We start from the raw sequence: 13929 nt of genomic DNA on the forward strand, positions 1-13929 counted from the left end.
GGGTGGAATTGCTAGCGCATGCTGAGGCGTCCTGTCAGATGCTTTTTTGTTCATTGGTTTCCGGGTTCGCATTTTGACACAGTTGGGACTTGCTGGCCGCTTTTCGCTCGCACGGTTCCGGACTCCTGCAGGACGCGGGATGATCTGGACCACGGGCGGTTTTGCCGTCACATATGCGCTTCGCCTTGCCTCCACTTTGATCCTGACGCGGCTTCTGGCGCCCGAGGTGTTCGGGATCATGGCGATCTCGCTCGTGTTCCTGACGGCGATCCACATGTTCAGCGATCTGGGCACGGTGCCGTCGATCATCCGCAGCAAGCGGGGCGACGATCCCGACTTCCTGACCACGGCCTGGACCATCCATGTCGTACGCGGCTTTGCGATCTGTGCAGTGATCTGCCTGATCGCATGGCCGGTTTCGCGGCTTTACGAAGAACCGATCCTGTTCCCGCTGCTTTGCGTTCTTTCGCTGTCATCCGCGATCGAGGGGTTCATCTCGATCAGCGTCTCGTCGGCACAGCGCCATGTGAAGCTTGAACGTCTGACGGTAATAAACATCGTGGTGCAGCTGACTTCGCTGGCCATCAACGTGGCGGCAGCCTATTGGCTTCGGTCGCCTTGGGCGCTGGTGATCGGCAGCCTTGCGGGCAGCGTGCTGCGGGTGGCCCTGGGGCATCTTTGGCTTCCCCGCTTTCCGCACCGCCTGCGGTTCGAGCCTGCCGCCCTTTCCGAGATTGTCGGTTTCGGGCGTTGGGTGCTGCTGGCAACGATCCTGACCTATCTTGGCAATCGCGGCATTGACGGCATCATGGGGCTTCTGGTTCCGGTGGAAACGCTGGGCAAGATCACGATCGCCTTCATCATCGCCTGGGCGGCAGGGGATCTGACGGCGCGGGTCTTGACCAATGTCGTCTTTCCCACCCTGTCGCGCATCTACCGCGAACGGCCCGATGATCTGCCCCGCGCCGTGACGCGCGTTCGGCGTGTGGTCATGGTGGTGGTTCTGCCGGTTTTCGTGCTGCTGGTTGTAGGCGCGCACCCGATCGCCAACCTGCTTTACGATGACCGTTATGCCTCGGTCGGTTATTATCTTGGCCTTGCCGCGTTAAGCAGCGGGATCCAGGTAGCTTCGCTGCCCTATAACAACCTGCTGCTGACCCTGGGGCTGAGCCGCAGCTATTCGATGCTGATGCTCGTCAACTCGATGTGTCGCATCCTCGGGCTGTTCATCGGCTTCCACTTCGGCGGCGATTACGGGATGCTTGCTGGCCTTGCGGCAGGATCTGCCATCCCGCTTCTTGGTGCCGCGGTCTGGCTGCATCGCACCATGCGGCAGGACTGGCTTTATGAAACCGTGGCACTGCTGATCTTTTCCGGTCTTGCGATCTTTCTGTGGCAAGAGGGTCTGCAGCCTCCAATCTGAACCTGCCCTATGGGAGCATACGACATGACGCCATCACGTTTGACGAACGCCGCGGTCCTTGCCTCTCTTATGGCTTTGCCGGCTGCCGCACAGGAACATGCACGGTTTCGTGTGACGGATGACGTGGTTGCTTCGCGATCCGAACCTTTCACCGCGACGATCGACGGCATAGGCAACGGCAACCGGCTGACTCCTGGCGGCGGCTTCGAACCCGTTATCCTTCGCACCATGTTCGTGGCCAGCGGCGGTGACGGGGATACGGTTCTTGCCGATGCCACCACCCTTTCGAACTGGGACAGCTGGACGGAAGGGACCTTCGACGGTGCCGAGATCGAGGTCCTGCGGATCGAGAACGGGCAGTTCGTTTCGGTGCGGCAGGACCGCATTCCCGAAGGCGGCTATCATGCCAGCGGCTGGACTCCCCTGAACCGCGGCAAAGCCGTTCCTGCCGATCGAACCACTTTCCTGACGGGGTGGGACAACTACAACCGCCTTGGCGTGCCCTATTATTATACCGTTCGCGCCATTGACGATCAGGGGCGGCTTTCCCCTGCCGCCCCTGCGGTTGATGTTGTCAGCCCGGCCGAGCCGGGAAAGGTTCCGGACGCACCCACCCTTGATCTGCAGCCGACCGAGGAAGGTGCGGCTGCACTTGGTGCGCCGTCCGGCCTGCAAGCACGGCTGCTGCGCGGGGATGGTGTGGCGCAGCTTGAATGGCAGCCCGTTGAGGGCGCTGCGGGATACGTCATCTATCGTTCGGACCTGCCCGAGGATCAGCAGCGCGGCTACTCGATCGATCTGGCGGGGGATGGCCCCGCGGTTCAGGAAGGTGATCTGGTGATGCTGCGCAAGCGGATCACGGATTTCGACCGGACCCATCTTGTCACGAACCGGGTTTGGGGCGCGGCACAGGCACGGACACAGCTTGCCCCGCGCAGCCTGCGCAACTTCGGCGGCGACCAGAACACGCCACCATGGACGCTGGTTGCCCACGATGCCGACACATCCGTGGAGGAGGCGGGCGAAACCTTCTTGCGTGTCGATCTGCCCGGTGGCAAGCCTTTGGTCGTGGGCGACTACAACCACTCTGGCACCGACCAGACTTGGTACGAGGTGCTGGACCCGTCGAAGCCCTATCGGTTCGAGGTTTGGCTGCGTGGCTCAGACACTGCGACAGCATCTTTCGCCTTGGAGGGGCCGTTCGGCGGCAAGGCGGTTGCCGGCCTTCCCAAGCAACTTGCACTGACGCCCGAATGGCAGAAGCATGTGGTGGACTTCAGCGTGCCGGAGATCCATGACGGAAAGCGTGCGGGGCGGATGGCGCTGACACTTTCCGGCAAGGGGCAGGTCGATGTCGATAACTTCCGCGTTTATCGGGCCGATGCACCCTATCTTGGCTTGCTGCCCGAGGATGAGGCCGCGCTAAAGGAAGCCGCTCCTTCCGCCCTGCGGACGCATGCATTTTCGAAACTGGCGCAGCGGACGTATGATCTGGCGCAGCTGACCGATCCCGGTGGCCTTGGAAGCGTGGCAGGTGGGAATACTCTTCCCCAAACGCTCGAGGTGATAGAGGCCGTGGAGTCGACGCCTTGGCTGCAGATTCAGCCCCACTTCTCGCGCGAGGAGTGGCTGGGGCTGGCCGAATATCTTGCCGCACCGGCCGATGCCGGTCCGTGGGCAGAAAAACGGGCCGCACAGGGCCAGACCGAGCCGTGGACGGACGTGTTCGACCGCATCTATCTGGAAATTGGGAACGAGACCTGGAACGGGCTTTTCAAGCCGTGGGTTTTCTCCTCGATGAAGGATGCGGCAACCGGCGAGACTTATGGCACTGGCGAGGTGTATGGCCTTTATCAGGAATACGTCCTGTCGATCCTTGAGGAGAGCCCCGTTTGGGACGCGTTGGAGCCGCGTCTTGTGCCCGTGCTTGGCGGGTGGGTGCGGCAATCCTATGGCTTCGATGCTGCGCGGCGTTCCCCACGCTCCCGCATTCTGACCCACGCCGATTACATCGGCGGGTGGGATCAGGGAGAAGGGCCAGTCCGGCCGACGCCCGAGGGCTTTGCCTCGGTGCTGGCACATTCGCCGCAGCGCACGGCACTTGATGCAGCCGAGGCGCACGAAGCGCTGGAGGACCTTCCAGCGCGCGATGTTCCGCTGCAGCTTGGCACCTATGAATCCGGCCCGGGATACGCGATGAACGGGCTGAACGGCACTGCCGTGACGCCCGAGCAGGCTGCAGAGCAGGAAAAGGTCATGAAGAGCGTTGCTGCCGGAACGGCGACGCTCGACACCTTCCTGACCCGCATGCGGAACGGCGATACGATCCAGAACTACTTCACTTTCGACCGGGGCGATTACTGGAAGTCCCACGCGGTCTGGTATCAGGGTGGCCAGCCCTATCCTTCATGGGCTTGGCTTGCGCTGTTGAATACCGAACTGTTGGGCGACATGCTGAAGGTCGAGGCCGAAGACGTGCCAAGCCGCGATCTTGAAGCCATGGGGCGACGCAAGGCGCTGGATGATGCCGCGCAGATTGATGTGCAGGCGCTGCGCCAGGATGACCGGCTTTCCGTCATCGTGATGTCGCGACTGGTGCCGGGTGTGCCGGAAGGTCAGGATGGCCACGCAAGCGTGGAGGTGGACCTTCCGATCAGCGCGGCAAGCAGCCTTACCCGTTATTCTATGACGGGGGATTATGATGACAACAACATCGAAGGTGAGGCGGCGAAGATCGTCGCGGAAGATCTGCCGGTTCCTGCTGCGCCTTCGCAGCTTCGGATCGACGATCTTCCGCCCGGAGAGGTCCTGATCTACGTCTTTGACGGGATCGAGTGATCAAGGAGATCTGCGACGGCTGCTTGCGCGGAAGCAAGCAGCCCCGCCGCCGCCTCGGCGGTTTCAGCCTCGACATAGATCCGCAGTTCGGGCGCGTTGCCTGACGGGCGGATGTGTACGACCCGATCATTCGACAGGGTGATGCGGAGCCCGTCGGTCAGATCCACGCCCTCCTCGGTGCCGAGGGTGGACAGGAACTCCGTTCTTGCGACCGCGTCGTTGATCAGTCGTTCCACCAGCGCCTGGCCACGTTCCGACGGAACCTCTGTCAGGCGGTCGGCGGTGGTGAACCGAGGCGGCTCTGCCGCGACAAGATCGGCCAGTCCGCGGCCACGCGCCTGCACCAGCGCAGTGATGATGGGCAAGGTGCTGTCACGCGTCATGAGGGCCGGCAGGGGACCCTTCGGCCCTGCTGCCTCGAACCCCAGAAGGAAGCCGCCATTCGCCTCGTATCCGACGACGCCGTCCTGCCCCTCCATCGCTGCGATGACATAGGGAGAGCCGATGCGCGTACGGATGACGCGGAAGCCTTTCTGGTCCACGCCGCCGTTCGACGAAACCGGTGTCACCGCCACCTGCGCACCCAGTGCGGCTGCCGCGATCTGGCCAAGGATATCCCCGCCGATCACCCTGCCCGTCGCATCGGCCACCAAGGGCCGGTCACCATCGGCATCGGTGGAAACAATGGCATCCAGACCTTGCGCCCAGACCTTCAGCGCATCACGCACCGAAGGATCGACCGCTTCGGTATCCACGGGGATGAAGATGTCGGAGCGGCCGAATTCCGTCACCTCGGCCCCCATGGCGCGTAAGGTGTCGATCAGCAGATCGCGGCCAACGGCTGAGTGGGAATAAACACCCACTCGCATACCGGCCAAGGCATCCGTCCCGAAAGCCGAGATATAGCGCGACATGTAAGCCGCACCGACGCTGTCATCCGTCACGGGTGCCGGGCCCGGTTCGGTTCCTTCCGGCATCTTGCGCATGGCCATGATGGCGGCTTCGTCGGCCTTGGAGATTTCGCCGGAGGGAATGTAGAACTTCAGCCCGTTCCGGTCAGCAGGGATGTGGCTGCCTGTCACCATCACGGCCGCGGCCCCTGCCCCGATGGATGCAAGGGCAAGCGCGGGTGTCGGCACCGTCCCGCAGTCGACGACGCGCAATCCGGCTGCCTGCGCTGCCTTCGCCACATCCCCGGCAATCCGCTTCGAGGAATCCCGCAGGTCGCGCCCGACGAACAAGGCACCGCCCGTAGGACAGGCCGCAACAAAGGCCGTAACATAGGCCGTAACGCAATCAGGGGTCAGTTCGGTTACGAGCCCCCGCAAACCGCTTGTGCCGAATTTCAGTGTCATCGTGGACCTTTCAATCGTGAAGCGGACGCTGCGACCAAGTCGAGCCCCGCGGGCATCTTTCCCCAAGCCTTATCATATGGAAGAGCACGTTTTGAAACACCGGCGAATCCGCGTTCCGCCATCATGGTAAACCAGCCGCACAAGGTCAGCCGAAGAAGTGCGCCTGACGGAGTTTCGCCAAACCGGGTTCCAACGACGGGTCGTACCCGCCCTTGCGACATTCGATCAGGTGGCGCCAGGGTAAATCCTCGTTCCGTGCGACGAGTTTGTCCAGATAAGCATCATAGGTACCGATCTGTCTGGCTGGGGCCCCTGCGACGATGCTCCTGTCAGGAACATCGCGGCTGACCACCGAGCCGGCGCCGATCACGACATTGGAGCCGATCGTTACGCCGGGCAAGATGATCGAGCCGTAGCCGATGAAGACGTTGTCCCCGATGATGATCGGCGCAACAGCGTCGAAATTTGTTCCCTCGGCCTGGTTGATCATGATGGCGCTGCCGTCATGGCAGGCCATCCACCCGCCGGTCATCCAGACGTTATTCCCGATGGAGATGAGGTGCCGGTCCCCCAGATGGACCGAAGGGTTGATGTGGCAGTTGGAGCCGAAGCGTTGAAATCCGCCATGCCGGCGAAGATATTCGGCCCATTCTTCGGGTGTGGGCCGCCCGAGGCGCCGCCAAAGCGAGGCATACCTTCCGCGACTCAGTGCTTCATTTTTGAGGAACTTGCGGATCAACCGCTTCAAAGCTGCACTGACACCCATGTGTAAACCCGTAAAAACCTTGCATTTCCACTTTCAGGTCCCCGCGAAATGCATCGACGCCAGCCCTGCCTGCCTTCACCGCGCCAAGAAGGTCGACGACGATGAGCGTTGATCTTTAGCAGTGGAAAGCCTGAAGGTCGAGATATGCCGCCCTGCCGTCACATGACTGCGACGAGCTGCCCCCCTCCAAGGATCAGAACCGCAAGGAATACAGTTTCGGCCACCAAAAGCGAAATGGCCGCCCCGCCCACCTTCAAAAGGCCCGGGATGGAGGTTTTCATCCCGACCGCCGCGATGGCCGTTAGGAGTGCCCAGCGGGAGAGTTCGTTGACAAATTCGATAACCGTGGCGGAAAAGACGTTGAAGGAGTTAAGTGCGGCAAGGACAAGAAAGCCCAGCACGAACGCCGGTACCAGTGGGGGGCGCGTCCCATCCTCGGATCCGCGCGCGCGGATCAGAAGGGCGGCGATCAGCACAACAGGGGCAAGTGCCGTCACACGGATCAGCTTGACCAGCGTTGCGATCTCGCCGGTTTCCTCCGACACCGAAAAACCTGCGCCGACCACTTGGGCGACGTCGTGGATCGTGCCGCCAAAGAAGATGCCAGTTGCTTGTGCATCCAAATGCAGCCGTGCCGCGAGGATCGGGTAAAGGATCATGGCCATCGTCGAAAGGACCGTCACCCCCACCACGGTGAAGATCAGGTCCCGTTCGGCGGTTTTGCCCTTGGGAAGCGTGGCGGCAATCGCCATGGCCGCCGAAGCGCCGCAAATGGCCACCGCGCCACCTGTCAGGAACCCGAAGGCGCGACTTTGCCCCAAAAGCCGCGCGGCCAGCAACCCGAAGCCAATCGTGGCAAGCAGCCCGCCCAGCACAAGAAAAACGGTGGCCGCGCCCAGATCGGCAAACATTTCCCAGCTGATGCGGACGCCCAATAGGGCCACACCGATGCGCAGCACTGTCTTGGACGCAAATTCGACCCCCGGGGCAGTACGCGCTTCTTCCGTCATGAAGTGCAGGGCAATGCCCAGCAGGATCGCCATAAGCATTGCGGGCGCACCGTAATGCTCTGACAGGAACTGCGCCGTTACGGCGACCAGCATGGCGACAACAAGGCCTGGCAGCCGAAGCTGCCAGAACGCATGTAGTGGGGCAAGAAGCGCAGACATCACTGGGCCGGGTTCAGGTCAGTCACTGAAGGTCCGCCTCACGCTCGGCGTCGATTGCGGCTTGGGCGTCGGCAACGGCCTTGTTGAAGACTTCAAGCGTTTCGGCACCGTCACGGACGTTGCTTGCGAACCAATCCATCACTGGCTCTGCCGCAGCTTCGAACTGGGCCTTTTCGTCGGCCGTGGGAACATAGATATCCCCCCCGGCGGCGCGGAAATCGGCATATGCCTGAATTTCCTTACGCTTCGGGCTGGCAAAGGTGGCCTGTTGCAACGCTGCGAAGCCGTCCAGCACGACCTTCTTCTGCGCGTCGTCCAGTTCCTGGAACCGTGCGTTTGAAAGCCACCAGAAGGCCGCGACATAGCTGTGCTGGTCCAGCGTCAGGTATTTGAGGCCGGCATCGGGGAACTTCATCGACATGATGTCGGTGATGCCGTTGGCGGTCCCTTCGACAACGCCGGTCTGCAGCGATGTGAACAGTTCTGGCCACGGGATCGGAGTGGGCGAAGCGCCGAGGCTGCGGGTCAGTTCCTGTGGAAGATCGGCGGGCACGGTGCGAAGCTTCAGGCCTTTCAGATCGGCGGGGGTGGTGACGCGCCGCTTGGTATTCGCGAAGTTGCGCCAGCCGCCGGTGTTGCCGATGGTCATCAGGCGGATGGTATCGTCACTGTCGGCCAGTGCCTTTTCCCGAAGAAAGCGCGTGAAGTCGCCAGTCAGCACCTGCTCGGCCACGCGGTCATCCGACATCTGGTAGGGCAGATCCAGAACCTGCAGGTAGGGGAAGATGCCGGCCGCCCCGCCCGAGGTGGACTGGTAAATATCGATCGCACCATCGGCCAGACCGGCAAGGCATTCCTCCCCTGTGGCGCAAAGCTGGGTGCCCATGAAGATTTCCACGGCGATGGAGCCGTTGGACGCGTTCTCCACGTAGTTCTTGAAGACGACGAGCCCGTCATAATCTTCGTCGTTTTCGTTGGAGTTGGCGGTGGCGCGCAGCGTGATGTCTTGTGCGCTGGCCAGTCCGGCCGTGCCAGCCAGAAGCGCAGCCAGCATCATGGCCGTCATGGTGGTTCTGATCATCTCATCCTCCCTTGGATGGCTGTTTTATTGCACGAACCCGAACAGGCGCGGGATCGTAAGGCTGATTGCGGGGAAATACGTGATCAGCATGATCACCAGAATTTCCACGGCAAGGAAAGGCAACACGGCGCGGGCAATGGTTTCAACCGGCAGGCGAGAAACCGAAGAGGTGACGAAAAGCACCAGTCCCATCGGTGGTGTCAGCAAGCCCACCGTCAGGTTGACCGCCATGATGATCGCGAAGTGGACGGAATCCACGCCCATCGCAGTGAAGATCGGGCCGAGGATCGGACCCAGAATGATGATCGCGGGGCCGGCATCCAGGAACATCCCCACGACCAGCAAAAGCACGTTGATAAGCAACAGCAGCACAAGCGGGTTGTCCGAAAGGCCAAGGATCAGGTCTGCCAGCATTTCGGGTGTGTGGGCAAGGGAGGCGACGGTTTTGAAGGCCATTGCCGCCCCGACCAGCAGAAGTACGACCGCCGAAGTCATGCCCGCACGGATCAGGATATCGGGCAGATCGCGAAGCGAAAGCGTGCGCATGACGAACAGGCCGATGAAAGCGGCATATCCGGCCGCGATGGCGGCAGCCTCGGTCGGGGTGAAGACGCCGCCCAGGATGCCGCCAAGAATGATCAGCGGTGTCAGCAGGGGCCAGAATGCACGGATGGCAGCCTTGCCGCGCGCGCCCCAGCTTGCGCGGGGCGTGGCGGGCGGCAGCTTGTAGCGGTCGGCCATCAGGCCAAGCACGACCATCAACCCGCCACCGATCAGAAGGCCCGGCACGATGCCAGCCAGAAACAGTGCAGCAACGCTTTCACCCATCACATAGGCATAGATGATCATGATGCCCGATGGCGGGATGATCGGCCCGATGATGGAGCTTGCAGCCGTGATCGCGGCCGCGAACTTGCGGGTATATCCCTGCTTTTCCATCGCCGGGATCAGCATAGAGCCCAAGGCCGACACATCCGCCACGGCAGAACCCGACAGTCCGGCAAACATCATCGAGGACAGCACATTCACATGAGCAAGGCCGCCGCGGAAATGGCCGATCAGCGTCTGGCTGAATTCCACCAGCCGCAGGGTGATGCCGGAGCGGTTCATCAACTCGCCCGCCAGCATGAAGAACGGGATCGCCATCAGCGGGAAACTGTCCATCCCGGCATAGATGTTGCGATACAGAAGCACGATATCACGCTCTTGCCCGTTCAGCCAAAGAAGGATGCCGGGTGCGGCGATGAGGCCGAAGAAAACGGGGACGCCCAGAAACAGGAAAACGATGAACAGGGGAAGGAACAGCGTCAGCATCATTCCGCTCCGACGTTCTGGGTTTCGGGGATGACGGGCAATCTGGACCCACCGCCCATAAGCGTGATGACGGATCTCAGGATCAGTTCGATATTGACGGCGAACAGCAGTGTCACCCCGGTCGCAAGCGACGCCATCATCCAGGCGCGCGGCACCTTTCGCCATTCGGACAGATCAAGGCTGGTCGGCACGTTCATGGAGACGGTGTCAAAGCGGCCGCTGAATCCCGTGGCCTCGGACCAGCCGATACGGATGCCGAACCACAGGACCAGCGCGCAAAGGGCAAGGCAGAACAGCGCAACCAATGTTGCCAACAGGGCTGGCAGAAGGTTGCGCAACATCTCGATCGCGACGAACCCGCCGCGGCGGAATGCCGTGGGGGCCATCAGGCCGGTCAGCCAAAGCATCAGAAACCGCGATGTTTCATCCGGCCATGCCAAGGCATTGCCCAGCACATAGCGGCAGAACACCTGCACCAGAATAACGACCACCATTACGGTAAGGCAGATCATGCCCACATAGCGGCCGAGCGCCAGAAGCGCCGCATTTACCGTGGCGACGATATGCGCCAGGCCGATCAGAACGACCATCCTTCACCCCTCCCAAGTTCCGGTACCTGGTTTCTTAAGCCAGGCCTGACCGTTCGCAGGGTCTTACGCCTCCGTCAAGAAACGCCCGAAAGTTCCGTTGGCAAAGACCAAAGGATCTCCCCCCCGCAGGACTGCTTTTTGCACCCGACCCACGACGATCATGTGATCGCCTCCCTCGTGGGTTGCGTGCATCTCACATTCGAAGCGCGCCAGCACGTCCGTCAGCAGTGGCACGCCGGTTTCGCTGATCTCGGCCTTCAGTCCGGTGAAGCCGGCCCCGCCGCGCGTGAAGCGGGCGCAAAGGGCTGCCTGATCGGCAGGCAACACATGGATGGCAAAGAAATGCGCCGTCGTGAAATACGTAAAACGCGAGGATGAACGGGCGGGCGACCACAGAACAAGTGGCGGATCCAGCGAAACGCTTGCGAAACTGTTCGCCGTCATCCCCATCGGCCCGTCCGGCCCCGCGATCGTCACCACGGTCACGCCCGTTGCAAAGCAGGCAAGTGCATCACGAAAGGCGCGTGGATCATGGTCAGGTGCGAACGGGATGTCGAGCATCAGGCGACCTCGCGACCAAGCGCGTCCGTGTAAAGCTCGAACCACGTCTGACGGTCGATTTCCACCCGCGCGGCTTCACCGATAGCGCGGATACGGTCGGGGTTGTTCGTGCCCAGCACCGGAACGATTCCGGCAGGATGGCGCAGAAGCCACGCCACGGCCACCGCGGACCAATCGGCGCCCTGTTCGGCGGCGATCTTGTCCAGACGCTGCCGCAGCGGTCCGTCCATCGACAGGGCACCGCCGGCCAACGGGGACCACGCCATCGGAACGATGCGTTCTTCCTGCAGATAGGCCAGATCGCCATTTGTCAGCGCGTCATGCGCCATCAAGCTCAACTCGATCTGGTTTGTTGCCAGCCGTGTCTTCATCCGGCTTTGCAGCAGGCGCATGTCCCATGGGCGGAAGTTCGACACGCCCACCGACAGCACCTTGCCAGTAGCCACGAGCCTGTCCAGCACCGCGCCGGTTTCATCTGCATCCATCAACGGGTCGGGGCGGTGGATCAGCAGCAGGTCGATGCGGTCGGTCTTCATGTCGCGAAGGGAATGTTCGACCGATGCTTCGACATGCGCGGCGGAGGTGTCGTAATGCTTGACCCGCTTGTCGGCATAGCGGCCCATCGGGGCCACGATGTCGCATTTTGTCACGATCTCCATCCGGTCGCGCAGCGAAGGCGTCAGGGCACCGCCCAAAATAGCCTCGGCCGTGTAGCCGCCATAGATGTCGGCCTGATCGAAGGTGGTGATGCCTTGTTCCAGGCAAGCTTCGATCTTGGCCCGAACATGGTTGGCCGAAGTGTCGGTATCATCACCAAGCCGCCACATGCCGTATACCAGCCGCGAAAGGCTGATCGTTCCAAGATCCACACGTTCCATCGTCATCAGCGCCGTTCTCCGTTTCCGAGTGGGGTTGCGGGTGTCTCTGCAGGCACCCTTCCATATTCATGCGGCAGCGAGCAGGTTTTCAGATGCGGCATCACCTTGGCCCCGAAATGCTCTGCCTCGTCCAGATGTGGATAGCCCGAGAAGATGAAGGCGCGGATGCCCATCTTCCGGTACTCGTCGATCTTGCTCATCACCTGATCGGTGGAACCGACAAGCGCGGCACCGCAGCCGGAACGCGCGCGCCCGACACCGGTCCAGACATTTGGTTCGACATAACCGAACTTGTCCGCCAGTTCACGCGCACGGGCCTGATGCGCCACACCGAGGGAGATGGAGTCGTGCGCGCGCGACCGGATCAGCTGCCCGTATTCGTCATCCAGCTTGCTGACAAGGTGTTCGGCATATTCGCGCGCCTCGGCTTCCGTGTCGCGCACGATCATGTGGATGCGCAGCCCGTAATCCAGCGTGCGGCCATGTGCCTCGGCGCGGGCATGCACATCGCGCATCCGCTGCGCCAACTGGTCCTTGGTTTCTGGCCACATCAGGTAGACGTCGCATTGTGCGCCGCAAAGTTCCTGCGCTGCGGGGGAATAGCCACCGAAGTAAAGAAGCGGGCCACCGTTCTGCTGATAGGGCTTGGCGGGGTCGGTGGGAACGCCCTTGAACTGATAAACCTCCCCCTCGAAGTCAATCGTGTCGCGCGTCCAGGCCTGGCGCAGGATTTCCACTACCTCGTGGCTGCGCTTGTAGCGGTAGTCGCTTGGCGCGACCTCACCCGGAAAGTCGGAGGAGATGACGTTCAGCGTCAACCGCCCCTTCAGCATGTGATCCAGCGTTGCAACCGTGCGCGCCAGCATGATCGGCTGCATTTCACCGCAGCGGATCGCGGCAAGGAAATTGATCTTGTCGGTGATCGGGGCGCAGCCCGCCACGAAGGAAAGCGTGTCCTGCCCGACCTGATAGGAGGACGGGCACAGGATGTTGCGAAAGCCCTGCCGTTCCGCGGTTTTCACAATTTCGGAGCAATGCTCCCAAGACGAGCGCAGTGCGCCGTCAGGCACGCCAAGGAACGCATAATCATCTGAGCAAAGGGCGGAAAACCAGCTCACCTCAACCGCGTCAAGGTCTGCGGATGTGACGGGAACGACGGTCATGCGATCTCCTCCGGACACGCGAGTTTCCACTTGCGTAACATGGGCGCATATGTAAATCAATCGTGTATCAATTTAGTTTTGGCCCGATGATGTCCTCCAGTGGCTCTCTTCCCGTCTATCTTCAGATTTCAGAGCTTCTAATCCGCGATATTGCAGCGGGGCGTCTTATCGATGGCGAACGCCTGCCGCCCGAACGAGAGATGGCAGCCGATCTTGGCATAGCGGTCGGGACGTTGCGCCAGGCCCTTAAGGACCTGACCGAGAAAGGCCTGCTTGATCGGGTGCAGGGGTCAGGCAACTACATCCGTGCCGCGTCGGACCCTAAAAGCATCTATGCGATGTTCCGTCTGGAACTGGTAGAGGGTGGTGGTTTGCCGACGGCGCAGGTGCTGGCGGTGGAACGTGTTCCTAAGGATCCGGACCTTCCCCAGTTCGGTACCAGCAGTGAAGGCCATCGCATCCGCCGCCTGCGGTTCTTGTCCGGGCGCGTCGGTGCGGTGGAAGAGATCTGGCTCGATGGCTCTTATGCCTCGGTGATTGCCCGAACGGATCTGGTCGACTCGCTATACCTCTTTTATCGCACGCGCCTCAATCTGTGGATCGTGCGGGCCGAGGACAGCATTGGCCAGGCGCCTTTGCCCGATTGGGCCCCGGAACAATTTCCACATGCCATCGGCACCCCCCTGCCCTGCATCACCCGGGTAAGCGAAGCGCAAGATGGCGCAAGGGCCGAAGTGTCCCGCACGTGGTTCGACCCCGACACGGTGCGATACGTCGCCCGACTGAAGTAG

The 13929-nt window shown here is 61.7% G+C and carries 12 protein-coding genes; 3 read left to right on the forward strand and 9 right to left on the reverse strand.

Annotated features, from left to right (window positions below; translation table 11 throughout):
- The first annotated feature begins 139 nt into the window (after positions 1 to 139).
- Positions 140 to 1423, forward strand: coding sequence for an oligosaccharide flippase family protein (locus tag JX25_RS12905; protein ID WP_128255512.1), 1284 nt, complete (start codon positions 140 to 142; stop codon positions 1421 to 1423).
- Positions 1424 to 1447: 24 nt separating this feature from the next.
- Positions 1448 to 4261 (forward strand): fibronectin type III domain-containing protein, encoded by a 2814-nt coding sequence (locus JX25_RS12910; RefSeq protein ID WP_128255513.1) that lies wholly within the window; start codon positions 1448 to 1450, stop codon positions 4259 to 4261.
- Here the strand turns inward: JX25_RS12910 and JX25_RS12915 are convergent.
- The 9 genes from JX25_RS12915 to JX25_RS12955 all read right to left on the reverse strand — a co-directional run bounded on the left by JX25_RS12915 (position 4237) and on the right by JX25_RS12955 (position 13138).
- Positions 4237 to 5616 (reverse strand): phosphomannomutase, encoded by a 1380-nt coding sequence (locus tag JX25_RS12915; RefSeq protein WP_128255514.1) that lies wholly within the window; start codon positions 5614 to 5616, stop codon positions 4237 to 4239. The two genes, JX25_RS12910 and JX25_RS12915, sit on opposite strands and share 25 nt — an antisense overlap.
- Before the next feature lie 145 nt (positions 5617 to 5761).
- Positions 5762 to 6148 carry a DapH/DapD/GlmU-related protein gene (locus JX25_RS15155; protein ID WP_277750083.1) on the reverse strand — a complete coding sequence of 129 codons (387 nt, stop codon included), beginning with the start codon at positions 6146 to 6148 and terminating at the stop codon, positions 5762 to 5764.
- A 392-nt stretch (positions 6149 to 6540) separates the two neighbouring features.
- Entirely contained in the window at positions 6541 to 7551 is a 1011-nt protein-coding gene (locus JX25_RS12925) for a YeiH family protein (RefSeq protein ID WP_128255516.1), read from the reverse strand.
- Positions 7552 to 7573: 22 nt separating this feature from the next.
- Positions 7574 to 8632 (reverse strand): TRAP transporter substrate-binding protein, encoded by a 1059-nt coding sequence (locus JX25_RS12930; RefSeq protein WP_128255517.1) that lies wholly within the window; start codon positions 8630 to 8632, stop codon positions 7574 to 7576.
- A 24-nt stretch (positions 8633 to 8656) separates the two neighbouring features.
- Complete coding sequence (locus tag JX25_RS12935) at positions 8657 to 9946, reverse strand: TRAP transporter large permease (protein WP_128255518.1); 1290 nt, start codon at positions 9944 to 9946, stop codon at positions 8657 to 8659.
- Positions 9946 to 10536 carry a TRAP transporter small permease gene (locus tag JX25_RS12940; protein ID WP_128255519.1) on the reverse strand — a complete coding sequence of 197 codons (591 nt, stop codon included), beginning with the start codon at positions 10534 to 10536 and terminating at the stop codon, positions 9946 to 9948. The genes JX25_RS12935 and JX25_RS12940 overlap by 1 nt, the downstream gene beginning before the upstream one ends.
- Positions 10537 to 10599: 63 nt before the next feature.
- A complete protein-coding gene (locus JX25_RS12945) occupies positions 10600 to 11100 on the reverse strand; it encodes a flavin reductase family protein (RefSeq protein WP_206611602.1) in 501 nt (166 codons plus the stop codon).
- The gene (locus tag JX25_RS12950) at positions 11097 to 11975 is read right to left on the reverse strand and encodes an aldo/keto reductase (RefSeq protein ID WP_128255627.1); all 879 of its coding nucleotides are present in this window, start codon (positions 11973 to 11975) and stop codon (positions 11097 to 11099) included. The genes JX25_RS12945 and JX25_RS12950 overlap by 4 nt, the downstream gene beginning before the upstream one ends.
- A 5-nt stretch (positions 11976 to 11980) precedes the next feature.
- Positions 11981 to 13138: an LLM class flavin-dependent oxidoreductase gene (locus JX25_RS12955; RefSeq protein ID WP_128255521.1), complete on the reverse strand. Its 1158-nt coding sequence runs from the start codon at positions 13136 to 13138 to the stop codon at positions 11981 to 11983.
- A gap of 89 nt (positions 13139 to 13227) precedes the next feature.
- On the opposite strand from JX25_RS12955, the gene JX25_RS12960 reads away from it, so the two are divergent.
- Positions 13228 to 13929 carry a GntR family transcriptional regulator gene (locus JX25_RS12960; RefSeq protein WP_206611594.1) on the forward strand — a complete coding sequence of 234 codons (702 nt, stop codon included), beginning with the start codon at positions 13228 to 13230 and terminating at the stop codon, positions 13927 to 13929.

The organism is Falsirhodobacter deserti, assembly GCF_004015795.1.
Lineage (GTDB): Bacteria > Pseudomonadota > Alphaproteobacteria > Rhodobacterales > Rhodobacteraceae > Falsirhodobacter > Falsirhodobacter deserti.